This window comes from Leptospira noumeaensis, from assembly GCF_004770765.1.
In the GTDB taxonomy this organism is placed as follows: Bacteria; Spirochaetota; Leptospiria; order Leptospirales; family Leptospiraceae; genus Leptospira_A; species Leptospira_A noumeaensis.
On the sequence record NZ_RQFK01000026.1, the window covers coordinates 1,318,993 to 1,344,951 of the forward strand.

A 25,959-nucleotide genomic window follows, 5' to 3' on the forward strand; every position below is an offset into this window, starting at 1 on the left:
TAAACATGAAACAGGGGGGTTCCATGCAAAGAAAAGTTTTGTTTGCTATTTTTCTCTTTACCGGTTTCCATATCTACGCAGGAGGAAAAAAAATGTCATTCCATGATCTTAAATCTGTATCCATCCAAGGAAAAGAGGTTTCTCTTTCCGAATACAAAGGACATCCCGTCCTAGTTGTGAACGTTGCATCTAAGTGCGGTTATACGCCGCAATACGATGGTCTGGAAAAAGTCCATCAAACATATAAGGATAAAGGTTTGAAAGTGGTTGGATTTCCTTCCAATGATTTTGGTGGCCAGGAACCAGGAACCGAAACTCAAATAGCTGAGTTTTGTAAGTTAAATTTTGGTGTCACTTTCGATCTGATGAAAAAAACCAAAGTTCTTGGAAACGATAAAGATCCCATCTATCAGTTTTTAACTGAAAATGCAAAAGAAAAAGGGGATGTGAAGTGGAACTTCGAAAAATTCCTAATTGATAAAAATGGAAACGTTGTAGGAAGATTCCCTTCGGGAACCAAACCGGAATCTGCGGAGTTAAAACAAGCCATTGAGAATCTTCTTTAATCGTTTTGTTTTAGCATTTCTTTTTTTATTTTTTAGTTTTGGAATTTCTGCCGAGAGTGGTTCAGCAACCGTACAAATTGTTCGGACTGCCACGGCGGAAACCGTTTCCATTTCTGATATTGTAAAAGAATCTTCCAAATACAATGTCATTGTTTTTGGGGAAGAACATGACAACCAGAATCTCCATCGTTTTTACGAAACTTTATTTAAAGAAATTTCTGATTTAGAACCAACTTCCTTGTCACTGGAGATGTTGGAACAAGATGGACAAAATATAACCAACGAATTTCTAAAAGGAACCATCACCGAATCACATTTCCTTACTTCTACATCTCATTGGAAATCCTTCAAAACCGATTATTTGCCGTTAGTTTTACTTGCGAAAGATAAAAAATTGAATGTGGTTGCCGCCAATCCGCCAAGACGGTATGTCAATTTAATTTCTAGAAAGGGTTTGGCCGCTTACCGTGAATTTTCTGATTCGGCATTTACTTTCCTTCCCCCTGCTTATAGTTTAGAAAAATATTTAACCGAGGATTACAAACAGAGGTTAAATGAATTGTTTGCCGGAGGGCACAGCGCAGGCCACGGTTCTGGAAATCCCCATTTGGTTCTCGGCCAAGCCACCTGGGACCAAGGGATGGCGGAATCAGTTTCGCGCGAATTTTATAAAACGGGAAAAAAAATAGTCCATCTGAATGGTAGATTTCATTCCGATCGGAACGGTGGTGTCGTGCATAGACTACGGGAAATGGGGCTTTCTGTGTTAGTCATCTCCGGGTTTGTCAAAGATCGGGAAGAAAGCCGGGATTTTGTGAAAATCGCTGATTTTGTAATTTTAACAAACGACCGATAAGAATAGGGAGAACCTATGTCGGCACCTTCTCCCAAATATCTCTGTCCTCATTGCCAAAAAGCATCACGTTTACCGGAGCCAGTTCCGAAGGAAGGTAAATTTCAGCTAACGTGCGCTCATTGCAAAGAGAAGGTAATCCTTAATTTTTCCGATTATCGATTTGAAATTCTGCAGGTAGTTCCTAAAGAACCTGTAGTTTCTAACTCAGCCCAATCGTTTCAGTCTTTTAAAATCCCAACGGAATCCATTGAAAAACCAAATTTTAGTAAAGAAAACTTGGAATCTAAGTCCAAACCTTTTTGGGAGAGAAAGGTAGTCTTTGAAAGAGAACCGGAAGTTAGGACCTACAAACCAAAACCACTCAAACAACGACTTAGCGGTGTTAACAGTGGACGGGGTAAGTCACAAAGATTTTCTTATCTGAAACTTACGTTTACCGTCACTTCCATTTGTTTATTTTTGTTTATACTTGGGTTCTCTTACTTTGTCGCTGGAGTGCTGGCTACTAAAAAAGAAGTGCCTCTGTATTTAGAATCTCTATCAAAAAACATTCCTACAAAAATTTTGGATCGGAATGGGCAGATGGTGAGCGAAATTTTTCAGAAGAGAACTTCCACCTTACGTTTGCAAGATTATCCAGAAGATATGATCTCTATTCTTTTGAATATTGAAGATCAAAAGTTTTTTTTCCATGGTGGGATTGATTATTCGGCCATCCTTAGAGCCTTTTTTAAAAATGTTGTCAATTTAAGTTATAAACAAGGTGCCTCTACCATCACGCAACAGTTAGCAAGAATTATCTTGGATGATCGTCGTAAAAGTTTAAATCGTAAATGGCGAGAAGCACAATTGGCTTTTGCATTGGAGTCTGTTCTCACCAAAGAACAAATTTTAGAAACCTACATGAACCATGTTTATTTGGGACATGGTGCTTTTGGATTTGGAGAAGGGGTGAAGTTTTATTTTCAAAAAAATCCTATGGAATTAAGCAAAGAAGAAATGGTGCTTCTTGCATCCCTTCCTTCTGCACCAAATAAATATTCTCCTTTAAAAAATCCGGAAGATTCCTACACTCGTGTTCGCGCCATTTTACAGATGTTTCGCAATCGTGGCATTTATCCCAATTTAGACCGTGATAAGTTTGTTAGTTTTTATCATAACCTATCCACTCGTTCCCCGAATGAAACTGTTTTTGGATCCAGACAAGACATTGCTCCTTATGTAACAGAACATGTTCGTGGAATTCTTTCTTCCTTGGAAGGAGATAAAAATATTTATGAAAGTGGTGGTTACACTGTGGAAACTACATTGGATCGTGGGGCGCAAGAACTCATTGGTCCAATGGTTCGTGAATACTTGAATCGTAATCGTAAATCTGGAAAAATCCAAAAAAAACGAGTCCGACTAAAACCGGAATCTCCTATGGATTTAGCATTCCGACAAAAAATGGAAGAAGTATCCATCTTAAATGAAATGGTTTGGAATCCTGATAGTTTAGAGTCCGAAAAAGACACGAGTTCTGTCCAAGCCGCGATTGTAGGAATTCAGCCAAACACGGGTCAGGTGTTATTTCTGCATGGTGGGGAAGAGTTTAATTCACAAAACCAATTCAACCGTGCCACTCAAATGCGTAGACAAACGGGAAGTTCCATCAAGGCAGTGTTATATGCATCAGCCATTGATGCTGGTGTCATTCAATCAGGTACAAGAATTTTGGATGCTCCTTTGTATTACAGAGGTGGTGGTGGAAAAGAATGGGCGCCTGAAAATTTAGGAGGAAGTTTTGATGGAGAAATTTCTCTACGCACGGCCCTTGTAAAATCAAAAAACACAGCAGCCGTCCAAGTGGCAGAACGATTGGGTAGTGCAGGCATTGAACGTTACTTTACAAAATATTTTTTCCCGAACGATGTAGAGAAAAAAGCACGTTATCGTGGAGATTTGTCTTTGGCACTTGGAACCTTAGAAATTTCGCCTTTGGAAATGGCTTCCGCATTTACAGGATTTGTCAACCAAGGCACAGTCAAAAGGCCTTACCTCATCCAAAGGATTAAAAACGCAAAAGGTGTGGTTCTGTATGAAGTGGGTGGCACCGATGAGTTTAAATTAAAACTTCCACCGGAACGACAAGTGATTCGTCCTGACACTGCTGAAGTGATGGTCTCTTTACTTAGGGACAGTGGTCGTGCCAGTGGGGTACGTAGCGGTGGTTATGCGGGTGATCTTATTGGTAAAACAGGAACCACAAATGATTACAAAGATGCATGGTTTGTGGGTGCAAGACCTGATTTGGCTTTGGCTGTTTGGATTGGTTATGACAATCCAAAATTTGGAATGGGCCCCAGTGGACTAGGTGGGGCAGTGGCAGCCCCACTTTGGGGAGAAATTGTATCTTCCATTGATAAAAAAAACATCATTCCTAAAATCCAATTCAGCCAACCTGTGTATGCAAAACCATATAAAATCTGTTCGCTGACTGGAAAACAAGCGGGAACCAATTGTCCAGTGGCAACTGAACTCTATCTTTCTGATTATCCTCCTGAAGGAATTTGTACGGAAGACCATAAGGCAACACATTCAGAGAACAAAGATTTGATGAAAGGATTGTATTAAATGAAATTGATAAACCAAACATTCATTTGTTCCATTCTAATATCCTTTTTGTTTGGGTTCTCTTCATCTTTGTTTGCTAATTCCTTTTACGAAGAAGGGTATGAGATGGAACAGTTGAATACTCTTTTCGCTATCCCTTTGTATGAAAAAGCATTAACACAAAAACCATCCGGAAAATTACAAAAGGCAGTAGTATCCAGGCTTTTCTTTTTGTATAAAAAACACGGAAAGTTATTAGATGCATTGTTTTTAGGTAGTAAGTTCCCTTCACTCATCCCTTCGAAAGAAAGAGGTTGGATTTGGACTCATTTAAGCGAAATTTATAAACCAATCACCGTTTCTGAACTTTCTGCAACTTATGTGCTCGCAGCCAAGGCCGCTCCTGATAAATTTACGGAACTATCAGAACATCTGAAAATTACCAACTCACAAAAGTTATATGAATTTGCCTCGATCATTCTTTTGAAACGAAAACAATACAAAGTGATTTTATCGATTTATGCAGAAAACCCGGCAATGGCAAAAACTCCTTTGTTTACAGGGATTTCTGAGTTTAAAATAGGAGCCGATTCCGGTAAGGAATTTTTAAAAACCATTTTGGGTGAATCTGCAGCAGAAAGATCTGACCAGGAAAAATCGGATGTTTTATATTTGATGGGTGTTTATTACCGCCAAACATCAGAATACGATTTATCGGCGCGTTACTTTCGAATGAGTGGAAGTTTTGGTTCCAAACCGAGAGCCGATTTAGAAACAACGAAATCCCTTGTTTTAAAAGGTAATGCCAAAGAAATGTGCTCTACATTTAAATTTTCACCATCTTCCACAGATGAAATCGAAACTCTTTTGCATTTTTATTGTTCTCCAAATGCCAACAATTCATGGAAACCGTTTGAACCAAGCATTCGTATTTTAGCCGAAAGAGAAGGAAATGAATTTTTAACATTACTCTTTCCGGGGACTAATTAATGAAGTCATTCTCCCTTTCCTTTATTTTTGTAGTTTGTTTGATTCTATTTTCCATCTATCCCGTGTTCTCTAATTTTTTAGTCACACCGGAACAGAATCTACGATTAGAACTTGTGGGATCTTCCAGGGATCAAATTCGTTTTTGCAAACAGAAACCATTGCATGTATTTGGACGCAATCAAATCGCTCCGTCGGTGACCTGTCAATTTTTACCAGAAGCGGAACAGAATTTAGACCAGTTCTTTACGGAAGAATTAACAGACACAGAAGAAACGCAGTGGGCTTTCTATGATTCCTCGGGCAAACAATTGTTTCCTACTGTATCCTGGGAAGGACAAGAGCCTTTGTATTTGGTTTCCATTGTTCGTTCCAAACGCGGTCAGTTCGGGGTGCAGTTGCAGAGAAAAAAAGATGGAGCTTATTTTTTCTATCGCACGAAGATTCAGAACTGGATGATTTAGATTTTCTGTTATTTATAATCCTTCAATTCATTCAAACAAATGATCAGATAAAAAAGTTTCCAAAAACCGTTCTTTCTGTTTGAAAAACGTTCGAATTCCGTCCAAAACGTTTTGAAGGAAAGTTTGTATGGATAATAGAGTTGATTCATATTCTAATTTACGAATATTTTTTCGGAAGTATGAAAGTGCGAAAGATTGAGTCGAAAATTGGTCATAATCAAAAGAGAATATTCGTGTGTGCGGTGCTACCAAAGTACCTTGGCGTTGTTTTATGGATCTTGTTCTCCATCGTCAATTGCACGGATCAAAAGTCTGAATACATCTCGCATTTTGGGTATTAGGTGAATAGATATGAAGCAGATTCGAAAGGAATTTTGTCTGGTGATCATTGTGATTCTAACAGACTGTTCCGTTGGTGAACGCGAAGAAAATCAATACCTCCCAGGTTTTTATGAATGAATTTGTTTTTTGAAATATCTGAAATTGACATAATCTATGTCAATTGATATGGCAAACTGTTTGATCATACTGAATCAATTAAGATGAAAAGAATCACGGATTCCTACTTGATTTTTTATTAAATCGTTGTATTCTTTGGCTATGGAAGATGAGTTGGAAATTCTAAAAAGCCAAATTATTTCACTCGTAAATCCATTAAAGATTATCCTTTTTGGATCAAGAGCCACTAGCACTGCCGGAAAGAATAGTGATTACGATCTTTTAATTATTATGCCTGATGGTACAAATAAAAGAGAAATCGCACAATATCTTTATAAGAAGGTAGATCATATCAAAATCTCATTTGATATTGTAGTGGCAACTCCGGAAACTCTCAAAAAATATTCAAATAACCGTTATTTAATTTATTTTCATGCTCTTCAAGATGGTTTAGAACTTTATGCAGCATGATGACCCAGGTTCTCCAGAGGCTTGGTTAGTTCATGCAAAAAGCGACTTACTTCTTGCAAAACTTGGTGATAGAAATGATATTTTACTGAACCAACTTTGCTTTCATGCTCAACAAACTGCTGAAAAATCTTTAAAAGCTGTCTTGATTAAAGAGAATGTCGAATTTCTGTTTACTCACAATATTAAAACTCTAATACTTTCTTTACCTGATCGAATTGAAAAACCTAGTTTCTTCGATTAGCTTGCAATTTTTACAGACTTAGCTTTCTCTACTCAGTATCCAGGTGATTATAAAGAAATTTTTGAAGCTGAATATGCAAAGGCAATTGAATTAGCTGAACTTGTTTTTAAATGGGCTAATCATTTAATTAAAAATTGATTTTTATAAATGGGCGACCACGCATAACAGGTACTTAGTTTGGGCTGGGAAGGCATTCGCCCACCCTTCGCTTCGCCATCCTGGCTACGTTCGCGCGGGCCCGTCGTCGATCTTTTCCGCATCCATGCGGAAACTTCTCCTTCCACCCTTGGTTGTCTTCGACACCCAACCTCGCCTACGCTTTCTATAAAAGCTTCGCGGGGTCGCAGTCGTTCGGGTTCTATTCGAATCCTTCGGTTTGTTGTTAGTTGGGGAATTGTTTGTGGTTAAGACTTCTTTATTTGGGCAGGGAAGGATTCGAACCTTCGAAGGTAAAACCAGCAGATTTACAGTCTGCCCTCGTTGGCCACTTGAGTACCTACCCGAAGAAGTTGCATGGAGCCGCCTGAGGGATTTGAACCTCCGACCGGCTGTTTACAAAACAGCTGCTCTACCACTGAGCTAAGGCGGCATGCATATCCAATTTTTGTGAAAAGCGGTTAAGGTCAAATAAAAATTCTTTGAGTGGAGAAGGTTTCTTTCAGAATGACAGGAGATGGCACTGTTTTGGGTCAATTCTCTAATGACGATCTCCATAATTGGATTTTATTTGGGGTATTTTTTTCGAAAGAGAGACCAAAAAAGGCATAGGTTCTTCAATTCACTTGGGATTTTGGCAAATCTCTCTGCTGCTGTTTATCTTCTGAGCATGAAGTATCTGTTAGGTGGTATAACCATCCACCAAATTTATCCAACGGCCCCGGAAATCGTGATTCATATCCATCGTTTTTTTGCCGCGATAGCGCTTGTTCTTATGTTGTATATGGGATATTTAGGATGGCAAAGAAAACGGAACTTACATGTAAAATTGCATTACATCTTTTTGCCATTGTACACGATTGTTTATATCTCCGGTCTGTTTTTATTTCAATCAAAACCGCTTTAAGGAATGTTCATGGAAAAAATTGAAGTCGCTAAAAAATTTGCAAAAGATATCCGAATCCAAGTCATTAAAATGGTGACTGCTGCTAATTCTGGTCATCCAGGTGGTCCGCTTGGTTTAGCTGATATCTATGCGGCTCTTTATACTTCCATATTAAATCACGATCCAAAAAATCCTGAATGGCCAGAAAGAGATCGCCTCATTCTTTCGAATGGCCACGTTTGTGCCGTTCGTTATGCATCCATGGGACTTTCCGGTTATTTCCCCGTAGAAGATTTGCTTACATTTCGTAATATCAATTCTTATCTCCAAGGACATCCATCCACTCGTTATATGAAGGGAATCGAATCTAGTTCGGGTTCTCTTGGACAAGGTCTTTCTGTTTCTGTAGGTTTGGCTCTTGGTGCGAAACTAAAAAAAGAGACATATAAAATTTATACATGCATCTCTGATGGTGAATGTGGTGAAGGAATGACTTGGGAAGCAGCACAATCGGCTGTTCACTTCAAAACAGATAACCTCATTGCTTTTATGGATCGTAACTACATTCAAATTGATGGTAATACTGAAGAAGTAATGAAGTTAGAACCATTGGATAAGAAGTTTGAGATGTTTGGTTGGAACGTAATCAATGCAGACGGACATAATATGGAAGAAATCTTTGCTGCATTTGCAAAAGCAAAACAACATACCGGTGGACCAACACTCATCGTGTTTAGAACTATTTTAGGTAAAGGTGTTTCTTATATGGAAAACAATCCTAAATGGCATGGAACTCCTCCGAACAAAGAACAAGAAGCACAAGCACTTGCAGAATTAGTTTAATCTTTCAGATTCGATTGACAATTTTGTTTTTATATAGATAGTTTTTCTAATGGGACAAACTTCTTTTCCTGATTTTTATCCAGACGATATCACTCGTTTATTGTATGATTGGGAAATTGCTCCACCTGAGAAAAAACGTTTTTTATTAAAACTCATCGCATCCAGGGTTCCTTGGCAGATTCAATTAGAATCTGCATTGGAAGAAGTAAAAGATCCTTACCTTCGAGTGCAAGCTCGTAGTTTAAAATCAGAAATCACACGGCATAGACTTCGTCATTCTTTCTTCAAACTCACGTTACGTGGGAATACAAATCATTATAAAGATTTAGAAGAGATGTGTGTCCAACTTTCTAGTATTGGTTTTCCTGACCAAAACTATGCGGAAATCAAACAAGAATTGGATCGTATCGCACTTCGTGTGTCTGAGTTATATGATGATCATTCGGGATATTTGACAGATGAGTTAAAAGTGCAAATCCTTTGCCAAGTTTTATTCCAAGAAGAAGGGTTTGTTGGAAATATCCAAAACTACAATGATCCCGGTAATTCTTATTTATTTCAGGTAATCAAAAGTAGGTTAGGAATTCCTATTTCACTTTCCGTAGTGTATTTGTTAGTTGGTCAAAGGTTGGGGCTTCCACTTTATGGAACCAATTTACCACTTCATTTTCTTTTGCAATATGAATCAGAAGGATATTTTACTTACATCGATCCATTTCATGGTGGTGTTTTGTTGGATAAATTTACCTGTGAAAAGTTTTTAGAAGCAAATGGATATACCAATTCACCTAAGTATTTCACAAAAGCATCTACTCTTTCCATGATCAAACGGATGTGCAGAAATCTAATCCATATCTACAGAGACAACCAAACCAAAGAAATGGAAAATACCATTAAGGATCACCTGCAGATTCTAGAAAGCCGATCCACTCACGTGGAATAACGAATGAAACCAAACCTTCGTATCCAATCCATATTAGCAAAGTTTGATAAAAATTTAGATGGAATCATCAAAGAAGACATTCCTATTCTCAAAAAAATCAAAAAACATGTCATCAGTTCTGGTGGAAAACGAATTCGCCCCTTTTCTCATTATCTTTTTTGCCAATTTTTAAATATAAAAGATGTTAGTTGGCTTGATGTAGGAAGTGTTGCCGAACTCATTCATGCCGCCAGTTTACTTCACGATGATGTAGTAGACAACGCACCTATTCGGCGCGGGAAACCAACCATTGGGTCATTGTTTGGAAACAAAACCGCCATCCTTGCCGGCGATTACTTGTTAGCTTGTGGAATCAGTCGACTCAACTCCCTTGGAAATCCAGAACTTATGGAAATTTTTTCCCAAGTTTTAAAGGATCTTTCTGTGAGTGAACTTTTGCAAATGGAATGGGAAAAAAATCCTAAAATTTCTTTGAAAGTATACGATTCCATTATTTACGGAAAAACTGCTTCCTTATTTGGAGTATGTACTGAGTCTGCGGCCATCCTTGCTGGCAAACCCAAAAAGGACAAGGCACTCATCCGAGATTTTGGTGTTAGGCTTGGAAAACTATTCCAAAAGAAAGATGATTGTTTGGATTATTTTGTAGATTCTAGTGTGAGCGGTAAGGAATTTTTAAAAGATTTTAAAAATGGACTCTATACTTATCCAGTTCTTGTTCTGAGAGAAAACTTAAATCTACTAGAAAAAAGAAAATTAGAATCTGTTTTTAAAAAAGAAGAAAGAACTGCAGCTGATGAAACTTACATTCTTGGCCTCATGGAATCGAAAAAGATTTCTGAAAAACTTCATAAAGAGTTAAGTGCTGAAAAAAACTATCTACTTGGTTTTCTAAACCAGTTTCCAGGAAGCGCAGAACGTCAGTTATTTGTGGAGCAATTGGAACGTTTGACTTAAGTTTCTTCCACAAAAGGTTCGTCCGGATCTATAAATTCAATGACCGGTAACAAAACCGAAAAACAAGTTCTACCTGGTTCGGATTCAATGTAGATATTCCCATTGTGTTTTTCAATAATTGATTTTGTAATTCCAAGTCCCATCCCAGTTCCTTCTCCATGGTTTTTTGTTGTGAAGAAGGGGTCAAAAATTTTGTTCTGAATCTCTAATGGAATTCCAGGTCCATTGTCAATCACCTTGACTTCGACTCGGTTTCCCTTTTGTTCCGTAGTGATCATCAGGTTTCCTTTTTGGTTCATGGCTTCTAATCCATTTAAAATCAAATTGGTCCAGACTCGGATCAAATCTTCTGGCCAGCCAAGGATGGTCGCATCGGTGATAAAAGTTTTTTTCAGAGAAACTTTTCCGCGCATTCTATATTGGTAAATCGTAAGAACCGTTTCAATATTATCAAGTAAGGTAAAAATTCGTCTTTCTTCTGCCTTTGTGACTCGGGAAAAATTTTTAAGAGCCAAAATAGTTTTGGAAGAACGATCTACTGCGATTTGTATGATGGATAAATGAAGTCTAAAGTTTTTTTCTTCTAAAATTAGATTCGAAAGTTTTTCTTGTCCCCGTTTTAGTAATTTGATTTCTTCTTCGTATAAGTTTGTAATCCCTACATCTAAAAATCTTTCTATTATGGCTTCTTCATATTCTAAATCATTGTCTTTGAAGATTTTTTTAAGACTGGATTTTTTGTCTTTCCGCTCTGTATAACTGGCAACAAGTCCAAAGTCCGATTGGAAACTTAATATTTGTTTCATGGTTTTGATTTCTGACGTTGTGAGCGAAGAATAAATATTTTCTTTGGAACCTAAATTCTTAATTTCATTTTCTTTTGATTCAATGAGTGTTTCTATGGATGCTTTGATCGCACTTAAGGGGTTGTTGATTTCGTGAGCCACACCAGCAATGAGTTTCCCTAACTCCGACATTTTTTCTGAAAACACAAGTTTACTTTCCGTATGACGAATCTGTAATAGAGCCTTTTCCAGTTCTTCTTTTTGGGTTTGGATTTCCTTTGTACGTTCCAACACCATCGTTTCTAATTCTGCATTTTCTTTGGTGACCGATTCTTCTTTTTTGATTCTTGTTTGGATTTGAAATTTTGAAATGGCAATTGTAAAAATTGTCATTTGTAGAGCTGCGCCAATTTCATTGGCTGAACTTAAGAAAGGGTAAGATGGTAATAAACCTAAATTAGTTAGAATCAGCAGGCCCGTACTAACTTGCCTTACAAAAAAAGCGTAAAATAAAACGTTAGCATTTTCTTTCTTTTTCACCAAACTATAAACTGCATATCCAAAAGTAACAGTAGTCAAAATCAAACTATTGGAATAAATAAATCGAAAGTAGATTTGTAAATCTATGAACACAATCAGAATGGAAACCAACAAAAATGTTGCATAAACGATAAAATATTTATCAGCGTTTGGATATTTTTCTTTGGTATGTAAAAACTCACGTAAAAAAATCACAAGACCAAATGGTGTTAAAGAAATGAGTCCCGGTACATACCGATAAAACCATTCATAATTACTGGCACCATACTCATACAAAAGACCAGATCGTAAGGTGTTTGTGAATAAAATGGATAAAGTTGCAAAGGTAAGTAATAGATAAATTCTTTCCCTAAGTAATACAAACTGGGTTGCGGAAAGTAAACAGACTAAGATACAAAGTCCTAAATGAAATCCCTGCCAAAGAGATAAAGAGTTAGTATACTTAAATAAACTAAATTCGTCTCGAATTGTAAAATTGATTCTATGTGCATCATCAGAATGAATTTTAAAGAGGTAAGTTCCTTTTTCTTTTGCAGGTAAAACAAATCCTCCTGTAAATAAAACATCTGGATGTTTTTTTCTTAATAGTCCTGTTTGGATACTAGAGACTGGTTTACCATTTTGAAAAAGGGTCAGATCTAATTCTGATATCATTCCGTTTTCGAAATGGAAATATCTAGATGCATTTTCTTCTAATTGGATTTGGTAGTAATGATAGTTTTCTGTGAAGCCGAAGTAAAAGTGGTTGTTGTAGTCTTTGGGAGATAATTCAGAAAGTTTTGAATCAGGTTTTGTTCCTAAATGCCAAAGTCCTAAATTTCCTTCCGCCCAAAGTGAAAGAGGAAGGAAAAAGAGGAAAAAAAGAATTCGATACAAACTTTAACTTATGTTGGTTTGGTATTACTGTGGAACGATATTTGGTGCGTTACACTTGAGTGTTCCTTTAATGATCACAGACTTAGCATCAGTGGTTGTGTTCTGAACCAAACAAGTTTTGTTGTCGGAAGTGAAACACTGAGTTGTAGAAGTTCCTGACGTACAGTTTACACTATCTAAGGTATTACATGAGTTGAGAATGGTTGTAGCAGATGATGCAATGTTACTATAAGTTCCATTCAAAGTAATTTCTAAATTAAAGAAGGAAATCTGTTGGGCACTTTGGAGAGCAGTGTCAATGTTGATTCCTTGGTTGAACCATTCCACTGTCCCTTGTGTTCCTTGCACTGTTTTTCCAAACGCTCCACCAGCTAGAACAAACCCTTGTTGGGGATCAATTTTACCTTGGATCTGTGTGCTATCGTAGGTAAAACGAAGGTTTAAAGTTTCCTTGGTTTTAAAAATAAGCTGCGAAATGACAGTGAAACGTGTGTTAGTTGTGGTTGATGTAGTCCCTGTGGTTCCTGTTGTGCCAGTTCCGGTGGTCGTAGTGGTTGCTGGAGTGGCTTGTCCACAACTCGTAGTGATATCGCTATCCACATCCCCTAAAAAGTAGAGAGCAGGTTCTCCATCGGCAAGGAGCGATATTTCTGCTTTGTTTTCGTTTTTAAGTCCACAAGCAGCAAAAACGGAAGAAAATACCAAAAGGATAACAATCAATCGGAACATACCATCCAATCGTCATAGGAATTCATTCTTTGGTCAAGAGGATTCAGAATTTCCTTGGGAAATTTAGACAAAATCAGAAACTTGACGAATGGGTTCAATTTTCGGTCTAAGAGGAGTGTTTTCTATCCAGGGACCGAGGTCGATTTATGTCTATTCTCTATTTATCGGTCTTCTCTCTGGTTTTGGCGCCTATGGGTTCAATTGGGTCTTAACTTGGACGGAATCATTTACTTTCGGTAGCCTTATGGGTTACAATCCCGGTATTCCTTCCGGTGATATGCATTTCCACTCCATCGGAAATGTCGTATCGATTTCCCCTTTCTGGATCCTTTTTTTACCGGCCATTGGTGGACTTTTTGTTGGCATCATCACAAGTTTCTTTTGTGCGGAAGCCCAAGGTGGTGGAACCGATTCACTCATTTATTCCTTTCATTTCAAAGAAGGAAAAATCCAGGCCAAAGTTCCGTTTTATAAAGCTCTCGCCACCATACTTACGTTAGGTTCCGGTGGATCAGGAGGGAAGGAAGGACCAACGGCACAAATTGGGGCAGGGGTTGGTTCTAGTTTGGCCGGATTTTTAGGCGCAGGTGCTCGGGCTCGTAGGACATTGATGTTAGCGGGAACAGCGGGTGGACTTGGTGCGATCTTTCGCGCTCCTCTCGGTGGTGCGATCACTGCCGTTGAAATGGTCTACCAAGAAGACATCGAAAGTGACTCTCTGGTTCCTTGTATTTTATCTTCTGTTACTGCTTATCTAACTTATACAAGCATTGCAGGAAGTGGGTCTATATTTTCCGTTCAGGAATATAGCCTTAATGATTACAGGCATATTCCTTTGTACATTGTTCTTGGACTACTTTGTTATGTGGTGGGTTTTTTCTTTGTGAAGGTCTATCATTTAGTACAAGATATTTTTTCTAAACTTCCCTTACCAAATTTCTTAAAACCAGCGTTTGGTGGACTAATTGTTGGTTGTATTGCCTTATTATTTCCTGAAGTTTTGGGTTCAGGATTTGGACTCATCCAAAGAATGATCAACGGTGAAGTTTTAGAATCTACTAGTTTTAGTTTTTCTGGACCATTTTTTTTATTGGCGGTCGCCTTGTTTAAAATTTTTTCTACATCCGTGACTGTGGGTTCGGGGAGTTCGGGTGGATTACTCGGTCCTTCTTTTGCCATTGGTGGTATGTTAGGTGCCTTTGTTGGTGCGATGGCACAAACTTTATTTCCAGAACTAGGTATCATTATTTTTCCATTTCTTCTGGTGGGGATGGGTTCTTTTTTTGCCGGTGTCGCGAGGGCTCCCATTGCTGGAATGGTTATGGTATGTGATATGATTGGAAGTTATGAACTTTTACCTCCACTCATGATTGTTTCTGTGATTGCTGTCGTTTTATCTCATAAGTTTTCTATTTACAGAAACCAAATTAAAAACAGATTTTTGTCACCTTCTCACCATTGGGATATGAACCAAGACATTATGGATCGGATTCGTATCACCGATCATTTTTCGGAATTTAGAAAATATGCAATGGTTTCAGAACATGTTTCTTTGACTGAATTACAATCCAATGCACCAGGGATCCAGGCCAGCGATTTCATTCTCATTGGATCAGGAGAAGAATATAAGGGAATTGTATCTCTTCGAAAAAATAGAATCCTTCCAGAATTTGAAGAAGATTTAAAAAATCTCATTACCTGCGGAGAAATTGTGCAAGATGTTCCTTCTGTTAACAGAAATGACACATTGGGCAAAGCTCTACAAATTCTTTTAGAATATGATGTCGACAAACTTGCGATTGTTGAAGATGGTAAATGTCTGGGTTATTTGAGGTATATTGATTTGTTCAATGCCTACCAAAATGAAGTGAAAAATAAACAACGTAAGTCAGTATGAGATACTCTAATCATTTTATGAAATTTTTATATATTCTAATTTACCAATTGATTCCACGTTTATCATTTTTTGTATTCCTTGGGATTACGGCTCTGGTGATTAATTGTTTTGGATCAAGACAAGTAGTGGAGAAAAAACCTGATTCTCATATCAAACCCATTGTCATTCCGCCACAATATTTAAAACCCATTGTGGGTAGAGTGGAATGGGTTGAATTCCCCAATTGGAAACTCAAACTTCGAGCCAGGGTCGATACTGGGGCCAAATCTTGTTCCATCCATGCGGTCAATATTGAAAAGATCACTGAAAATGGGGAAGAGTTTGTAGTTTTTGAAACCTTTGTGGATGAAAAACCAGTAAAACTAAAAAGTCGATTTGTGAAAGAAGCAAAAGTTTCTAGCACTTCTGGAATTTCTGAAAAACGAATTATGATTCGAGAAGTTATGAAGATGGGTAAAATCAAAGAAGATGTCATCATTAATTTGAATGATAGAACCAATTTGAATTATCCAATACTGATTGGTCGAAATTTTCTTATGGGAAAATTTTTAGTAGATGTGTCCTTATCACACGCATTAGGGGATTAGTTTGGATCGTAAAACTTTTATTACTGTTTCGATCTTGTTTATTTTGCCTATAATTTCGATTCTTTATAAGTTAAATGTTGCCGATCTTTCACTTTTACCTGTAGAAGTTGATGACACAGTCAATTTACAAGTGGTGATTCTTCCTAAAGAAAATGTGGCCGTTTCAGAAGTAACATTTCCTGTTCCCAAACAATTCATCCAAGCCAAAGTTTTAAAATCCAATACGAAAATAGAAGATTTGGATTTTAGAATGCAAAAAAGACAATTTGGGCATTTGGGAATTTGGGAAGGAGAAGATTGGAATTCATCTATTGGTTATTACGCAAAGATAAAAATTTTACCATACACACATTCTCATCCAGAACCAGAAATTGTTACCGAAAATAAAAAACTACCAGCCAAAGAACCGTATTACCTATCTCTAAAAAACTTCTCTCCAGAAGAAATTCGTTTAGCAAAAAAACTCTTTGAGCAAATTCATCCTTATGACAAAGACAATGTAGCCGCTGCAAAACAAATTTATTATTTTATTTCAGAAGAAGTTATCAATACCACAAAAGAGATCACACTTGCTGATACGATTCGTCTGAATAATGGAAATGCGTATACGCAGGCCATTTTGTTTTCGTTACTTTGTCGAATGAAAGGAATCCAAGCGAGGACAGTTGCTGGTTTTGATTTATCAAAACAAAACGGAAAGGACAATAAAACAAAACTTACTTTTTGGAATGAAATCCGAATTCATGGGAAATGGTATTTTGTTTCAACTTACAAAAATATATTTGCCGGGCATGTAAATGGTTATTTGCCACTCTGGAAATCCGTAGAAGAAAGAAGATCTCTCGGTGAAGATCCGGCTACTTTTCGTTATACTTCCTACATTACCAAATCGAATGTAAATCGTTATAATTTTAAAGAATATAGTGAGGAAGTGGCATCGAGTAATAGTTTCCTCAGATATTATTCCTTGTATAGTTTACCGACACCGTTACAGAATTTGTTTCGGTTGGTGATTTTGATTCCTATTGGAGCTTTGGTTTTGTCTGTGGCTAGGAATATGATTGGGATTCCCACCTTTGGAATTTTTACACCGATTTTACTTGCTATGTTTTTTTATGAAACAAATCTCTTATTTGGAATTTGTTTTTTTCTTTTGATGATTGGACTTGGATTTTTCGAAAGGTACGCTTTGGATAAATACTATCTACTCGCAGTGCCCAGACTTTCCATCCTACTCACCATTACCGTCATTACCTTAATTTTATTTTCTGTTTTGAATGAAGAAATTTCGTTTTTCAATCAAATGAGCGTTACTTTGTTTCCTATTGTGATCACCACTATTTTTGTGGAACGTTTTTCAATTATGATCATTGAGGAAGGTGTATTGAATACCTTTGTCACTCTTGCTGGAACTTTACTGATTGCACTCATCAGTTATATGATTTTCTTTTTTGGTTCTTTACAAATTCTCTTTTTTACTCATCCAGAATTATTGTTAGTTGTCATTGCCGTTCAAATCCTTCTTGGGCAATACAAAGGTTATCGAGTTTCAGAACTTTTCCGTTTTAAGGAAATTTTTAAATCGTGATTTCTCTTTTCAAAAAATTTGAGGAAGAAGGAATTCTCGGAATTAATCGTAGGGTGGGTGAATACATTTTACCTTATAATCCAAGAGAGTATTATCCATTAGTGGATGATAAATGGAAAACGGCTGAACTAGCCAGACAGTTTCATGTTCCCATGCCCCATCATTATGGAATTGTAGACGCCTTCGGTGGGATACGGAATGTTCGAGAACTCGTCCAAAACAAGCCCGGTTTTGTTGTGAAACCAGCTAACGGTGGTATGGGAAATGGGATCCTGGTTATAGCTCGTGAGTCAGAAGGATCTAATGGTTTGGTTCGTTATCACAAAGTAGATGACAAAACTCTTTCTGAAAAAGAACTCCAACATCATATATCGGGTATTTTATCGGGACTTTATTCCTTGGATGGTAATTCTGATTCTTGTGTATTACAAGAACGATTGGAATGCCATTCCTTCTTTCGGGAAATTTCTTTTCGGGGGATTCCTGACATTCGGGTCATTGTGTTTTTAGGTTATCCTGTGATGGCTATGTTGCGTTTGCCTACAATGGAATCAGGGGGAAGGGCCAACCTTCACCAAGGGGCACTTGGTGTGGGTGTAGAACTTCGCACAGGAACTCTGACTCACTCAGTATGTAATGACAAAATCATCCATCTACATCCGGACACCAAACAAACATTAAGCGGAAGAGTGATTCCTCATTGGGAAACTATTTTGGAGATGGCATCTCGTTGTTATGATATGTCTGGTCTCGGGTATTTGGGAGTAGATATCGTACTCGATGAAACGCGAGGGCCGTTGTTACTGGAAATGAATGCAAGACCAGGGCTTGGAATTCAAATTGCGAATCGGATGGGGTTACGAGATCGTTTGCAGTTAGTGGAGAGGATTCAGAATTCGGCGGATGGCCCCAAAGACAGGATCCACCGAATGTTTCAAGAGTTGTAAAAAGAAATCTGTTTTTAAGCGTTTTGTTTTGCTGTAACAAAAACAGTGCGATTGAGGAAAGCCATAGATCCAAAAAGGATTCCTGAATAAACTAAGTCGCCAGCAATGGAGTTTTGGAAAAAAGGAATGGCGAGTGTGAAACAAGTCACGAGGCCCGAAACATCCAAAGTATACATTCCGCTGGTTGCCCAAACCGCTAGGTTTGTGAGGCCAAAGAAGACAACCGATCCAACCACGGTAAATCCAAAAGACTTAGTGAGTGAAGTTCCAATTTGTTTTCCAAAGAGGACTGCTAAAATCATAAATCCGTAAACCACTGGCATAAGGTCATGAAACCCAATGAAGTAATCGGAAACAAACATCGCTAAGATAGGAACAAAAAGAGCAAGTCGTCTGTCTGTCAAATAAGCACCCGCAAACAAAGAAACTGCCAAAATAGGCGTAAAATTCGGTGGGTGTGGTAGAATACGGCTGATGACAGTAGCGATCACCATTAGGATGGCAACGGAGACACGAGATTGGAACATAGGGATAGACTCGTAAAGGGGGGGGCCTTTCGCAAGATAAAATTTCCGTTTGCTTCCAGCAAGGTTCGGGAAAAATACAATCAGTGAACCCTCCTAATTTCGATTCACCCTTGGAAAATCTCCTGGCTCTTACGGCTGATTTGCGTAGTCCCGAAGGTTGTCCCTGGGACAAAGAACAAACCCATCTTTCCGTCATCCCCCATCTACTCGAAGAAACCTACGAGGTTGTGGATACCATTGAACAGGGCGATGACAACCATTTAAAAGAAGAATTGGGAGACTTACTTTTTCAGATCACTTTTCATAGCCAACTGGCAAAGGAACGTGGGGCTTTTAGTTTTCAGGATGTAGCCAATGATGTATTCCAAAAATTGGTTTATCGTCACCCGCATGTTTATGGAAACAAAGATGGAATTGATTCTGGGGAACAGGTGCTGACTCAGTGGGACCAGCTAAAACAAAAAGAAAAAGAGAAAAAGGGAAAAACAGATTCTGACAGAAGTATTCTTGCGGGAATTCCAAAGGCACTCCCTGCCATCCAACGTTCAGAGAAAATCCAAAGTAAGGTAACCAAACAAGGGTTTGATTGGCCAACGGTTTCTGGTGTGTTTGAAAAATTCCAAGAAGAAATCAAAGAACTAGATACAGAACTCCAAACGAAAGGATCCCTTAGTTCTAAAAAATTACCTTATGATGAACGTGTCGAAGACGAGTTAGGTGATCTTTTCTTTTTGTTAGTGAATTTATCCAGGAAACTTTCGATTGATCCAGAAACCTGCCTTCGCCGTGCCAATGAAAAATTTGAAACTAGGTTTCGTATTGTAGAAGATTTGGTTTCAGAAACGGGAAAAACTTTAAAGGATCATTCCCTCGAGGAACTTGATTTGTTTTGGGACCAAGCGAAGTTGCAACTAAAAAATAAAGTCTCAAACCATAAGAATCCTGATGGCAATGTTAAAGATCAATCTGACAAAAACTTGGATCGGTAAATAAAGAAATATGAGCTCTCTGAATTTAAACGATTTACCATTTTTAAAAGAAGAGTCCCTTCGTGTGTATCGTTGGTTGGTTATCGAATATCCAGAGATCGAAAACGAGAAGAATCTAATTCAAGGAAAGAAAGACAATCAATCTGAAGAAAAGAAAAATTCTTTTTCTATGAACCAATTGGAAGGTAATGAGACCAGCGAATTCCCCATTCGTTGGATGATGGAACAAAAAGGTCAGAGGTTCGAATGGGTAGTATCGGACATGGGTTCCGTAACACTTAGATTAGGTGATATGGAAGGAAAACGAAGAAATCCCGCACCTATTTTTTATTTGAGTTTACGAAAGCTGGAGGGGGATGTGTTCCATTGGACAGATCCAGAAGGAAATCCAGTTCCTTTTCCTGATCCATCCATTTTGATCGATATCCAAAACCGAATCCAATTGTATATGGATTCTATTTCTTAAATGAGAAAGTAAATATGTATCAAAAAATAAATCGTTTCATCAGGTTAACTTTGAATAAAGTAATCTTGTTTATCACAATCATAGTTTTCTTAAATCCTAAGTCTACGTATTCGTTAAATGCTAAAAGCGATTGTGAAAAATTTCATTTAGGTACTTTTGTATATACTAGTAGCTTTGGGGAAGTGATCATTGTAAGAAATAAATCATATGAAATTAATTACAGAGTGTATCCTAATTCATATATAAGATCATCTATTAAATGGATTTCTCCTTGTGTCGCCGAAGGAATCGCACTCGAAATTAATGATGAAATATTCCCGGATGATTACAAAAAAAAACTTATAAATAAACGGAGTAAATTGTATATCACCGAAACTTTTTCTGATGGTTATTCATACAAACTAATAGAAGAGACTGGGTCTAAAATAATTTACGATAAAGTTAAATTTTATAAGGGAACACTGCCAATCAAATGACGGTATTGACTAAATTGAATTTAAATGAAGTGGTTTTATTTGCTGTGTTGGTATAGCAATTGGCGGCGTTTTCTTTCATTCAGACACAACCTATTTTGGCGGTTGTGCCTGAAAATTAGAAGTGTTAGGATTCTTTTGGTTCGATTCCTACTTTCTTTTCTACATTTTCAATTCGTTTGAGCCATTTGTTAAGGTTCACGATGTTTTTGATATTCACACGATACTTTTGAAACTCTGGGAAAGTGAGTCCTAAATCCCAACCAATATACACATCTTTTGTTTTTGGAGAAGTTCTTAGGCTTGACCCACCGGCAATGATGGTTCCTTCCAATAGTGTTAAGTGGTCACTAATCGCACAAGCACCACCAATGATGACATTGTTTCCAAGTGTAACACTTCCTGCAAGACCAGATTGGCCAGCAATGATCACATGGTCTCCCACCTTACAGTTGTGAGCAATGTGAACCATATTGTCAAATTTACATCCATTACCTATGGTTGTATCTGTAAGGGCACCGCGGTCGATCGTGCAGTTACTTCCTACTTCCACATCATCTCCAATCACAACACGACCTACTTGTGGGACTTTATTATGTTTGCCTTCTGCGTAAACAAATCCGAACCCATCACCACCGAAACTGGAGTTTCCAAATACGATAAAACGTTTCCCAACAATTGTATCATCGAAGAAAACGCAGTTTTTTCCAATCCTTGCACCATCACCGATATGAACACGATCTCCAATTTTGACTCCATCTTCAATGATACAATCATTTCCGATGACAGAATCTTTTCCAATGGTTACAAAGTGTCCGATGTCTGTGTTGGATCCGATCTTAGCTGATGGATCAACAACAATATGTGAACTATGTTTGCCTGATGGTTGTTTTTCTGGAAAAAATTGGCGGATGATTTTTGCTGTAGCAAGTTCTACTTTTGGGACGATGATTAAGGCTTTTTCTGTTAAGGAATCCACTATATCAGGAGATACAATGAGTAAACGTGCATTGCATGTTTTGGCTTCATTCACAAAGGTTTTAGCGGCAACGAAAGAAATTTCATTTGTATTTGCCAAATTAAGAGAAGTGAGTCCTGTAAAAGAAACAGAACTGATGCTTTCTATATTGTGAAACTTTGCTTCTGGGAGTAATGACTGGAGAGTAGATAGATTGAGTTGGTTCATCTCCGATTCCTTATCAATGATTTAAGACAAGGAATCAGAGAGGTCAAAGTTTGGCTAACACTATTAGCTAGTCTTAGTCCTGATTTTTCTAATTAACCTTCGATTTTATGTGCAATGATATCATCTAAAGAGAACGATCCTGCCCCTTTGATGATTAATGGAATCGCAAGGCCCACTGCTAGGATGTGGTATTCATATCCGTAACCATTATTGTTTACAAAGAAACCGTTTGGTAAGTGTACAAGCACTGCTGCAACAACCATAGTAGCTGCAATTCCAAACGCTGCAAGGCGAGTGAAGAGTCCAAGTATGAGACCAATCGCACCAAAAAATTCTGCAACGATAGCAAGAACGCCAAAAATGTAAGGGATTCCTAAACTTCCGAAAAATCCCATTGTTCCTTCGAATCCGTATCCACCAAAGGCACCTAGAACTTTTTGTGCTCCGTGTGGGAAAATGACGAGACCTAGTGTTACACGTAGGATGGTAAGTGTAATGTCTTTGTTTGTTGCGAGTAATTTGTAAAACATAGAACCTCTTATTGCTAAATAGTTTAATATCAAACTACTTAATACTGGCGAAATCCGTCAATCCTAATTTTTCTAAAATTTTAGCCTTTTTCGTAAACTAGAAAGATTTCGTTTCCTTTGGTAAAATTGTCTTTTAGGGTCCAACCATTCTTATCGAATCCTGGAAGTTCCGTATTTCGGTCAGCAATCCCGGCAAGTCCCGTTTTACCGATGATATAGGGCACAATGGTTAAATAAATTCGATCTACCAGGTCTGCTTCCAAAAAGGAAAAGTTAAGTTTGGGCCCACCTTCGAGGAGGACATTTTTATAACCTTTTCGTTTCAGAATTCCTGTGACTTTCTTAGGATCAATGTCATCGGAATCCAAAGCAAAGATCTCGGCTTTGTTTTCCAGGCTCGTTTTGATTTCTTTCAAATTGGTCTTTGTGCAGATAATGAGAGGGATATGGTCAGATTCTTCAAAAACATGTTTGTCTGGGGGCAAAGTTCCTTTGCGAACCAAAATGACAGGCCTTGGGTTTAAGGCATTGGGTACCGCTCTGATTTTCACAATGGGATTGTCGTTGATGATAGAGTTTTTCCCTACAAGGACTGCATCGGATTGGGAACGATAGACATCCATTTGTGTTTTATCCTCACTGGACGTGAGTCCATACCAACGGCCATCTGGTCGAACGACCTTTCCGTCCAAGGTCATGGCCATATTGATCGATAATTTCATGAAATTTTCCTCCGTGAGAGATTCTGCAATTCGCGCTGGAGGATGTGGTACACCTGCATGGAGCAGGTGCCGCAGCCGGTAGAGGCCCTTGTGGTTTCTCTGATTTGTTCCATGGTCACGGCGCCAGCATGGATGGCCCGAACTAATTCATCTTCCGTCACCATTCGACATAAACAGACCCGTTTGGGTCTCATAAGGGAATTTAAATCGAAAGGATCCATACCTGAACTATTCATTTGACAGATTTACGAAAGGGAGGGAAACTCTTTAATTACTTTCAACCAAGGAAAATTCAATCACCCTCTATGTCCCAAGACAAAAACCCGGAAGCCAAAAAGAAAAAAAACCGTGAAATATTCGGATGGTGTATGTTCGATTTTGCGAATTCTTCGTATACCACAGTCATCATCAGTGTCGTTTATTGTGAAATTTTTACAAGACTTGTGGTTCCTGCCGATATCGGATCGGACAATCCGTACCGAATGGGAAATTCCCTTTGGGCTTGGGCGCTTGCCGCTTCCTATTTATTTGTCGTAGCGACAGGTCCCATTTTTGGAGCCATTACTGACTATAGTTCCAAGAAAAAACTCTTCCTTTTTCTCAGTTATATTGGCTGCGTAGTCGCGACATTTGCACTCTACTTTGTGGAACCAGGAATGGTTTTGCTGGGGATGGTTCTCGTTGCCCTTTCGAACTTTTTCTTTGCTTCGGGCGAAAACTTTGCCTCCAGTTTTTTGCCCTCTCTTGGATCCAAAGAAGACTTAGGTAAAATTTCAGGTTATGCTTGGGGGATCGGTTACTTCGGTGGGATTGGGTCTGTAGCCCTTGCGACAACTCTTGGTGATGATTACACCTTAGACAACTTCCAAAATTTAAAGTTAGTTGGACCTTACACTGCAATTTTCTTCCTTGTCGCAGCCATTCCTACTTTTCTTTTCCTAAAGGAACCTCATTTACCGTTAGGTGTTTCTCATAGTGTCAATTATTTCAAAATTGGAAAAGACCGAGTGGTGCAAACCTTAAAGGATGCTCGAAACTTCAAAGATTTAATGATCTATTTGGTCTCTTTGTTTTTCACTATGGCGGCTCTTGCCATTGTCATCTCTTTTGCTTTTATTTATGGTTCTCAAGAGATTCATATTGAAGCAGAACACAAACGGATCATGTTTATCTTCATCCAAATTTTTGCTGCCGTGGGAGCTCTTGCTTTTGGTGTGATCCAAGATAGTATTGGAGCAAAAAAAACATTTAACCTTACGCTTGTTCTCTGGCTCGTCACCTGTGGATTGATATATTATGTACATGATGTGACAAACCTGATCAATATGGTTCTTGGTAAAAATTGGACTGTTCAGTGGGTTTTTGTTTTTATTTCTTCACTAGCAGGAATGGGACTTGGTTCCACACAATCTGCTTCCAGAGCCCTTGTTGGTATTTTTAGTCCTGAGTCCAAATCGGGAGAATTTTTTGGGATGTGGGGACTTTCTGGAAAAATTGCAGGTGCAGCGGGATTATTTCTGTTTGGATACATCCAAACACTGGTAACTCTTAGAAATGCTTTCCTTGTAGTTGCTTTCTTTTATTTTCTATCACTACTCATTAATTTATTCGTAAATGAGGAAAGGGGAGTCGGAGCTGCCCAAGCTTTCCAAGAAAAACCATGATCATAGAAGACGAGGACGATTTCGAATTGCACCAGAGCCAAAGAAATTTGGCTCTCGCGACCATAGATGAACTGATGATGACGAAGATGGATCTATTGGATGCTGAAAAAAAAGTGCCTCGTTTTATTAACAATGCCCTTTCGTATTTAAAGAGGAAGTATGTGACCGAGGAGCAAACGATTTCGCAGCTCCTCATCAGTCGGAGGGAAAAACAACAAAACTAATTCGTATTGTAATCCAAAATTTTGGTAATCATTTGTTTTTGGTCTAACTCAATGTTTCTGAGTTTAAACGCAGTTTGTTTAGAAATCTTTCTCAACATCTTTTTGTAAGACATCATAATGTGCTTTTGTTTGTCATAAGGCAAAGGATCTTTTTCATCATTTAGAACCATTGCAATGTCCGGTTCAGCAGGTTGCACAGGTTCATTCGGCCAAATTGTATCAGAAGTAAGAGACCTGTAATACTCCAAACGGATATCCGAGTTTGTATCTAACTTCGCTTCCCCTTTTTCATCTTTTTCTGTGCCTTCTGATTTAGGAGATGGGTTTACAAGTCTTCTCATTTCTTTTACATGGATGGTTCCATCTGCATTCACTCGACGAAATGCCAAAATGATTTTATCTAAGTCGCTAAAGTCTTCTTTTGGATAAATATAAGCAACTCCATCATACAAAAATACTGTCGGAAAATCAATGTAAGACTGCCCTTGCGGAAGTTTGATTTCCATATAAGGTTTTCCATCTTTATCTTTTTTATACAGTTCTTTGTGTTCTTCTGGAGTATGTGCTAAATACTGCGCAGCAGTTTTATCCACACCTAACTCTTGGAGTTTTTTGATTTTTTTAAGGTTCCCGATAATACTTGCGTGTAGAGTATCAATTTCGTTATCACCAAATCCATTTTTTCTTTGAAGATCAATTTGTTTTTGGGTCTCACGTTCTTTTAAGGTAGCAGATGCCGGTTTTTCAGCGTATAGGCTTGAAATCGCAAATAGGAAATAGAGAGCGATGGAGAATCGTAAAATCATGACGTACCTCAGGAATTCTGTCT

Annotated in this window: 27 protein-coding genes, 2 tRNA genes and 1 pseudogene; 20 read left to right on the forward strand and 10 right to left on the reverse strand. The window is 38.1% G+C overall.

From position 1 onward, the window contains the following. The first annotated feature begins 5 nt into the window (after nucleotides 1-5). The 7 genes and pseudogenes from EHQ24_RS14410 (at nucleotide 6) to EHQ24_RS19435 (ending at nucleotide 6,753) form a co-directional block, all read left to right on the forward strand. Nucleotides 6-566: a glutathione peroxidase gene (locus tag EHQ24_RS14410; protein ID WP_135602262.1), complete on the forward strand. Its 561-nt coding sequence runs from the start codon at nucleotides 6-8 to the stop codon at nucleotides 564-566. Then, nucleotides 550-1,422: a ChaN family lipoprotein gene (locus EHQ24_RS14415; RefSeq protein WP_135602263.1), complete on the forward strand. Its 873-nt coding sequence runs from the start codon at nucleotides 550-552 to the stop codon at nucleotides 1,420-1,422. Before EHQ24_RS14410 ends, EHQ24_RS14415 begins: the two co-directional genes overlap by 17 nt. Nucleotides 1,423-1,437: 15 nt before the next feature. After that, a complete protein-coding gene (locus tag EHQ24_RS14420) occupies nucleotides 1,438-4,035 on the forward strand; it encodes a transglycosylase domain-containing protein (RefSeq protein ID WP_135602264.1) in 2,598 nt (865 codons plus the stop codon). Further along, the gene (locus tag EHQ24_RS14425; protein WP_135602265.1) at nucleotides 4,036-5,004 is read left to right on the forward strand and encodes a hypothetical protein; all 969 of its coding nucleotides are present in this window, start codon (nucleotides 4,036-4,038) and stop codon (nucleotides 5,002-5,004) included. It abuts the gene before it with no gap. Further along, nucleotides 5,004-5,465 (forward strand): hypothetical protein, encoded by a 462-nt coding sequence (locus EHQ24_RS14430; protein ID WP_135602266.1) that lies wholly within the window; start codon nucleotides 5,004-5,006, stop codon nucleotides 5,463-5,465. The genes EHQ24_RS14425 and EHQ24_RS14430 overlap by 1 nt, the downstream gene beginning before the upstream one ends. Nucleotides 5,466-6,065: 600 nt before the next feature. Continuing rightward, nucleotides 6,066-6,374 carry a nucleotidyltransferase domain-containing protein gene (locus tag EHQ24_RS14435; RefSeq protein ID WP_208725781.1) on the forward strand — a complete coding sequence of 103 codons (309 nt, stop codon included), beginning with the start codon at nucleotides 6,066-6,068 and terminating at the stop codon, nucleotides 6,372-6,374. Beyond that, nucleotides 6,364-6,753 (forward strand): annotated as a pseudogene (locus EHQ24_RS19435) (HEPN domain-containing protein). The gene EHQ24_RS14435 and the pseudogene EHQ24_RS19435 overlap by 11 nt, the downstream one beginning before the upstream one ends. Before the next feature lie 282 nt (nucleotides 6,754-7,035). Here EHQ24_RS19435 and EHQ24_RS14445 read toward each other — a convergent pair. Beyond that, nucleotides 7,036-7,117, reverse strand: a tRNA-Tyr gene (locus EHQ24_RS14445). Between the two features lie 12 nt (nucleotides 7,118-7,129). After that, nucleotides 7,130-7,204, reverse strand: a tRNA-Thr gene (locus EHQ24_RS14450). Nucleotides 7,205-7,288: 84 nt separating this feature from the next. On the opposite strand from EHQ24_RS14450, the gene EHQ24_RS14455 reads away from it, so the two are divergent. From EHQ24_RS14455 to EHQ24_RS14470, 4 genes are read left to right on the forward strand one after another with little or no spacing between them, the layout of a single operon-like run. Continuing rightward, entirely contained in the window at nucleotides 7,289-7,678 is a 390-nt protein-coding gene (locus tag EHQ24_RS14455) for a hypothetical protein (RefSeq protein ID WP_135602269.1), read from the forward strand. 9 nt (nucleotides 7,679-7,687) lie between these two features. Beyond that, nucleotides 7,688-8,500 (forward strand): transketolase, encoded by an 813-nt coding sequence (locus tag EHQ24_RS14460; protein ID WP_100741966.1) that lies wholly within the window; start codon nucleotides 7,688-7,690, stop codon nucleotides 8,498-8,500. A 49-nt stretch (nucleotides 8,501-8,549) separates the two neighbouring features. Next, entirely contained in the window at nucleotides 8,550-9,443 is an 894-nt protein-coding gene (locus tag EHQ24_RS14465; protein ID WP_135602270.1) for a transglutaminase-like domain-containing protein, read from the forward strand. Between the two features lie 3 nt (nucleotides 9,444-9,446). After that, nucleotides 9,447-10,400 carry a polyprenyl synthetase family protein gene (locus EHQ24_RS14470; RefSeq protein WP_135602271.1) on the forward strand — a complete coding sequence of 318 codons (954 nt, stop codon included), beginning with the start codon at nucleotides 9,447-9,449 and terminating at the stop codon, nucleotides 10,398-10,400. Here the strand turns inward: EHQ24_RS14470 and EHQ24_RS14475 are convergent. Beyond that, nucleotides 10,397-12,601, reverse strand: a complete 2,205-nt coding sequence (locus EHQ24_RS14475) for an ATP-binding protein (protein ID WP_135602272.1) — start codon at nucleotides 12,599-12,601, stop codon at nucleotides 10,397-10,399. The genes EHQ24_RS14470 and EHQ24_RS14475 overlap by 4 nt on opposite strands. 24 nt (nucleotides 12,602-12,625) lie before the next feature. Beyond that, on the reverse strand, nucleotides 12,626-13,330 hold the full coding sequence (locus EHQ24_RS14480) for an LIC10920 family plasminogen-binding lipoprotein (RefSeq protein WP_135602273.1): 705 nt from the start codon (nucleotides 13,328-13,330) through the stop codon (nucleotides 12,626-12,628). 88 nt (nucleotides 13,331-13,418) lie between these two features. On the opposite strand from EHQ24_RS14480, the gene EHQ24_RS14485 reads away from it, so the two are divergent. Genes EHQ24_RS14485 through EHQ24_RS14500 form a run of 4 tightly spaced genes read left to right on the forward strand, consistent with a single transcriptional unit; the run spans nucleotide 13,419 to nucleotide 18,349 of the window. Further along, nucleotides 13,419-15,227 carry a chloride channel protein gene (locus EHQ24_RS14485; RefSeq protein WP_135602274.1) on the forward strand — a complete coding sequence of 603 codons (1,809 nt, stop codon included), beginning with the start codon at nucleotides 13,419-13,421 and terminating at the stop codon, nucleotides 15,225-15,227. Between the two features lie 17 nt (nucleotides 15,228-15,244). Next, nucleotides 15,245-15,814: an ATP-dependent zinc protease family protein gene (locus EHQ24_RS14490; protein ID WP_244310435.1), complete on the forward strand. Its 570-nt coding sequence runs from the start codon at nucleotides 15,245-15,247 to the stop codon at nucleotides 15,812-15,814. A gap of 1 nt (nucleotide 15,815) precedes the next feature. Next, nucleotides 15,816-17,402 (forward strand): 7TM domain-containing protein, encoded by a 1,587-nt coding sequence (locus tag EHQ24_RS14495; RefSeq protein WP_135602276.1) that lies wholly within the window; start codon nucleotides 15,816-15,818, stop codon nucleotides 17,400-17,402. Further along, the gene (locus EHQ24_RS14500; protein ID WP_135602277.1) at nucleotides 17,399-18,349 is read left to right on the forward strand and encodes an alpha-L-glutamate ligase-like protein; all 951 of its coding nucleotides are present in this window, start codon (nucleotides 17,399-17,401) and stop codon (nucleotides 18,347-18,349) included. Before EHQ24_RS14495 ends, EHQ24_RS14500 begins: the two co-directional genes overlap by 4 nt. 14 nt (nucleotides 18,350-18,363) lie before the next feature. Here the strand turns inward: EHQ24_RS14500 and EHQ24_RS14505 are convergent, their stop codons facing one another. Beyond that, entirely contained in the window at nucleotides 18,364-18,876 is a 513-nt protein-coding gene (locus tag EHQ24_RS14505; protein WP_135602278.1) for a DUF6580 family putative transport protein, read from the reverse strand. 83 nt (nucleotides 18,877-18,959) lie between these two features. On the opposite strand from EHQ24_RS14505, the gene mazG reads away from it, so the two are divergent. From mazG to EHQ24_RS14520, 3 genes are read left to right on the forward strand one after another with little or no spacing between them, the layout of a single operon-like run. Beyond that, on the forward strand, nucleotides 18,960-19,865 hold the full coding sequence (gene mazG, locus EHQ24_RS14510; protein WP_135602279.1) for a nucleoside triphosphate pyrophosphohydrolase: 906 nt from the start codon (nucleotides 18,960-18,962) through the stop codon (nucleotides 19,863-19,865). A gap of 10 nt (nucleotides 19,866-19,875) precedes the next feature. Next, nucleotides 19,876-20,331, forward strand: coding sequence for an LIC_13241 domain-containing protein (locus EHQ24_RS14515; RefSeq protein WP_135602280.1), 456 nt, complete (start codon nucleotides 19,876-19,878; stop codon nucleotides 20,329-20,331). A 14-nt stretch (nucleotides 20,332-20,345) separates the two neighbouring features. Next, nucleotides 20,346-20,807 carry a hypothetical protein gene (locus EHQ24_RS14520; protein ID WP_135602281.1) on the forward strand — a complete coding sequence of 154 codons (462 nt, stop codon included), beginning with the start codon at nucleotides 20,346-20,348 and terminating at the stop codon, nucleotides 20,805-20,807. 124 nt (nucleotides 20,808-20,931) lie between these two features. On the opposite strand, the gene lpxD is transcribed toward EHQ24_RS14520, so the two are convergent. The 4 genes from lpxD to EHQ24_RS14540 form a co-directional block, all read right to left on the reverse strand. After that, a complete protein-coding gene (gene lpxD / locus EHQ24_RS14525) occupies nucleotides 20,932-21,990 on the reverse strand; it encodes a UDP-3-O-(3-hydroxymyristoyl)glucosamine N-acyltransferase (protein ID WP_135602282.1) in 1,059 nt (352 codons plus the stop codon). Nucleotides 21,991-22,082: 92 nt separating this feature from the next. Then, on the reverse strand, nucleotides 22,083-22,520 hold the full coding sequence (locus EHQ24_RS14530) for a DoxX family protein (protein WP_135602283.1): 438 nt from the start codon (nucleotides 22,518-22,520) through the stop codon (nucleotides 22,083-22,085). An 80-nt stretch (nucleotides 22,521-22,600) separates the two neighbouring features. Next, on the reverse strand, nucleotides 22,601-23,242 hold the full coding sequence (locus EHQ24_RS14535; RefSeq protein WP_135602284.1) for a RibD family protein: 642 nt from the start codon (nucleotides 23,240-23,242) through the stop codon (nucleotides 22,601-22,603). Continuing rightward, nucleotides 23,239-23,478, reverse strand: coding sequence for a (2Fe-2S)-binding protein (locus tag EHQ24_RS14540; RefSeq protein ID WP_322113120.1), 240 nt, complete (start codon nucleotides 23,476-23,478; stop codon nucleotides 23,239-23,241). The genes EHQ24_RS14535 and EHQ24_RS14540 overlap by 4 nt, the downstream gene beginning before the upstream one ends. A gap of 69 nt (nucleotides 23,479-23,547) precedes the next feature. Here EHQ24_RS14540 and EHQ24_RS14545 point away from each other — a divergent pair, with 69 nt between their 5' ends. Together EHQ24_RS14545 and EHQ24_RS14550 are read left to right on the forward strand one after the other, a co-directional pair. Continuing rightward, the gene (locus EHQ24_RS14545; RefSeq protein ID WP_208725783.1) at nucleotides 23,548-24,906 is read left to right on the forward strand and encodes an MFS transporter; all 1,359 of its coding nucleotides are present in this window, start codon (nucleotides 23,548-23,550) and stop codon (nucleotides 24,904-24,906) included. Further along, the gene (locus EHQ24_RS14550) at nucleotides 24,903-25,130 is read left to right on the forward strand and encodes a hypothetical protein (RefSeq protein WP_135602286.1); all 228 of its coding nucleotides are present in this window, start codon (nucleotides 24,903-24,905) and stop codon (nucleotides 25,128-25,130) included. Before EHQ24_RS14545 ends, EHQ24_RS14550 begins: the two co-directional genes overlap by 4 nt. On the opposite strand, the gene EHQ24_RS14555 is transcribed toward EHQ24_RS14550, so the two are convergent. Continuing rightward, nucleotides 25,127-25,936 carry an LIC13212 family protein gene (locus EHQ24_RS14555; protein WP_135602287.1) on the reverse strand — a complete coding sequence of 270 codons (810 nt, stop codon included), beginning with the start codon at nucleotides 25,934-25,936 and terminating at the stop codon, nucleotides 25,127-25,129. The two genes, EHQ24_RS14550 and EHQ24_RS14555, sit on opposite strands and share 4 nt — an antisense overlap. Nucleotides 25,937-25,959 lie beyond the last annotated feature (23 nt).

Excerpts from the sequence above, each read along its gene's own strand:
- lpxD (WP_135602282.1), bottom strand. The coding sequence starts at position 21,990 with ATGAACCAACTCAATCTATCTACTCTCCAGTCATTACTCCCAGAAGCA.
- EHQ24_RS14520 (WP_135602281.1), top strand. The coding sequence starts at position 20,346 with ATGTATCAAAAAATAAATCGTTTCATCAGGTTAACTTTGAATAAAGTA.
- EHQ24_RS14530 (WP_135602283.1), bottom strand. The coding sequence starts at position 22,520 with ATGTTTTACAAATTACTCGCAACAAACAAAGACATTACACTTACCATC.
- EHQ24_RS14490 (WP_244310435.1), top strand. The coding sequence starts at position 15,245 with ATGAAATTTTTATATATTCTAATTTACCAATTGATTCCACGTTTATCA.
- EHQ24_RS14550 (WP_135602286.1), top strand. The coding sequence starts at position 24,903 with ATGATCATAGAAGACGAGGACGATTTCGAATTGCACCAGAGCCAAAGA.
- EHQ24_RS14465 (WP_135602270.1), top strand. The coding sequence starts at position 8,550 with ATGGGACAAACTTCTTTTCCTGATTTTTATCCAGACGATATCACTCGT.
- EHQ24_RS14485 (WP_135602274.1), top strand. The coding sequence starts at position 13,419 with ATGGGTTCAATTTTCGGTCTAAGAGGAGTGTTTTCTATCCAGGGACCG.
- EHQ24_RS14555 (WP_135602287.1), bottom strand. The coding sequence starts at position 25,936 with ATGATTTTACGATTCTCCATCGCTCTCTATTTCCTATTTGCGATTTCA.
- EHQ24_RS14545 (WP_208725783.1), top strand. The coding sequence starts at position 23,548 with ATGTCCCAAGACAAAAACCCGGAAGCCAAAAAGAAAAAAAACCGTGAA.
- EHQ24_RS14470 (WP_135602271.1), top strand. The coding sequence starts at position 9,447 with ATGAAACCAAACCTTCGTATCCAATCCATATTAGCAAAGTTTGATAAA.
- EHQ24_RS14480 (WP_135602273.1), bottom strand. The coding sequence starts at position 13,330 with ATGTTCCGATTGATTGTTATCCTTTTGGTATTTTCTTCCGTTTTTGCT.
- EHQ24_RS14535 (WP_135602284.1), bottom strand. The coding sequence starts at position 23,242 with ATGAAATTATCGATCAATATGGCCATGACCTTGGACGGAAAGGTCGTT.
- EHQ24_RS14460 (WP_100741966.1), top strand. The coding sequence starts at position 7,688 with ATGGAAAAAATTGAAGTCGCTAAAAAATTTGCAAAAGATATCCGAATC.
- EHQ24_RS14435 (WP_208725781.1), top strand. The coding sequence starts at position 6,066 with ATGGAAGATGAGTTGGAAATTCTAAAAAGCCAAATTATTTCACTCGTA.
- EHQ24_RS14425 (WP_135602265.1), top strand. The coding sequence starts at position 4,036 with ATGAAATTGATAAACCAAACATTCATTTGTTCCATTCTAATATCCTTT.
- EHQ24_RS14515 (WP_135602280.1), top strand. The coding sequence starts at position 19,876 with ATGAGCTCTCTGAATTTAAACGATTTACCATTTTTAAAAGAAGAGTCC.
- EHQ24_RS14420 (WP_135602264.1), top strand. The coding sequence starts at position 1,438 with ATGTCGGCACCTTCTCCCAAATATCTCTGTCCTCATTGCCAAAAAGCA.
- EHQ24_RS14455 (WP_135602269.1), top strand. The coding sequence starts at position 7,289 with ATGGCACTGTTTTGGGTCAATTCTCTAATGACGATCTCCATAATTGGA.
- EHQ24_RS14410 (WP_135602262.1), top strand. The coding sequence starts at position 6 with ATGAAACAGGGGGGTTCCATGCAAAGAAAAGTTTTGTTTGCTATTTTT.
- EHQ24_RS14430 (WP_135602266.1), top strand. The coding sequence starts at position 5,004 with ATGAAGTCATTCTCCCTTTCCTTTATTTTTGTAGTTTGTTTGATTCTA.
- EHQ24_RS14540 (WP_322113120.1), bottom strand. The coding sequence starts at position 23,478 with ATGAATAGTTCAGGTATGGATCCTTTCGATTTAAATTCCCTTATGAGA.
- EHQ24_RS14505 (WP_135602278.1), bottom strand. The coding sequence starts at position 18,876 with ATGTTCCAATCTCGTGTCTCCGTTGCCATCCTAATGGTGATCGCTACT.